General features: G+C 37.8%; 3 protein-coding genes. 1 reads left to right on the top strand and 2 read right to left on the bottom strand.

Features of this window, described 5'->3' with window-relative positions; all coding sequences use genetic code 11:
• On the bottom strand, nucleotides 1-83 hold an 83-nt coding region (locus tag AC1DRF_RS27810), incomplete at its 3' end, for a DUF3900 domain-containing protein (RefSeq protein ID WP_477742286.1).
• A 159-nt stretch (nucleotides 84-242) separates the two neighbouring features.
• Nucleotides 243-1,145 (bottom strand): glutamate biosynthesis transcriptional regulator GltC, encoded by a 903-nt coding sequence (gltC, locus tag AC1DRF_RS27805; RefSeq protein WP_013056801.1) that lies wholly within the window; start codon nucleotides 1,143-1,145, stop codon nucleotides 243-245.
• Nucleotides 1,146-1,279: 134 nt separating this feature from the next.
• Here gltC and AC1DRF_RS27800 point away from each other — a divergent pair.
• A partial coding sequence (locus tag AC1DRF_RS27800; RefSeq protein WP_477742285.1) for a hypothetical protein occupies nucleotides 1,280-1,415 on the top strand: 136 nt, incomplete at its 3' end.

Raw genomic sequence — 1,415 nt, 5'->3', positions numbered from 1 at the left:
TGCTTATATTGTTTAGAAGCCTGTTCTTCTTTTCCTTCTACTTGTATTACGTAAAATGATAAAAAATTAATTTTAAAATCCATAGCAGTCACCTTGTTTCTTTTTAGTCAGTTACTTCAGTATAAGAAAGAGTACGGTAAGCGTCAATGCCTGTTAGTTTTAGGGGAAGAAGAGCTATTTATACAATTGATCAGCTGAGAAATAGTGTGTAAAGCAAAGAATAAGAGAGGCAGGGGCCTCTCTTATTTATACTGCTCCAACCGTTCAAAAAAGGTTTTGACAAACTTATAAAAAATTTTATCAGAAGGTGCTAAATCACGATTTCGAGGAATAATCATCCCGACTGTACGCTGAAGCTGCGGCGTATGAATAGGGAGTTTAGTCGTAAAACGAGGAGTCGTTTCAGACACTGTGCTTTCAGGAAGAAGCGTGACGCCGATTCCTGCAGATACAAGACCTTTAATCGCATCTAAATCTTCTCCTTCAGATGAAATATTTGGCATGAATCCTGCTTGTTTGCAAGCGTCAAAGGCCATTTTATGTAAAATGAATCCTTTTGGAAATAGCACAAAATCTTCATTTCTTAAATCCCGCAGCCGAATGTTATCCCGTTCAGCGAGCGGATGGTGAGAAGGAACAAGGGCTAAAAGATTTTCAGTGAATAGAATATGGCCTTCTATACTCTGGTCCTCTACAGGTACAGGGCCTAAAAAAGCGATATTAATATCTCTTTTTTTAACCGATTCAATTAAAAATTTATACGAACCTTGTCTAAGATGAAAAGCAACATTTGGGTGTTCTTCTTTAAAGGCTGATATAATAGTAGGAAGAAGGTGACTGGCAAGGCTTGTGGGAAATCCGATTTTAATCGTTCCTCTTTCGGGATCCAGGTATTCATCAATTTGTTCTTTCGCATAGTCAATAGCTTTCATAGCCGTCTCCGTATGCTCAAGAAAGACTTTTCCTATTGCTGTTAACTTGACATTTCTTCCTTCGCGTTTGAATAAACTAACACCTAGCTCAGACTCCAGGTTCGCGATTTGACGGCTGATCGCTGATTGAGCTACATGCAGATATTCTGCCGCCTCAGATACGTGTTCTCTTTTTGCAACTTCCATAAAATAGCGTAATTGACGCAGTTCCATAGGCATCCTCCATCTATATATATCAAAATTAGATTAGTTTTATCTAAATTATATATTGTTTATATTGATTTGAAAACTTACAATGTAAACAGGTGATCTTAAAAAGATAAAGAAAACGAACGGGGGAGAAGAAGATGACATACAATCAAATGCCAAAAGCTCAAGGTCTCTACCGTCCTGAATTTGAGCACGATGCATGTGGAATCGGACTATACGCTCAATTGAAAGGCGTAGCGTCACATGATATCGTTAAAAAAGGACTAAATATGC

Source organism: Priestia sp. P5_B4 (assembly GCF_056400385.1).
Note: the sequence above shows the minus strand (reverse complement) of the source record. Positions and strands in the feature narration are given on the sequence as shown.

Bases quoted from the DNA above. Each gene is read 5' to 3' on its own strand.
- gltC (WP_013056801.1), bottom strand. From the start codon at position 1,145: ATGGAACTGCGTCAATTACGCTATTTTATGGAAGTTGCAAAAAGAGAA.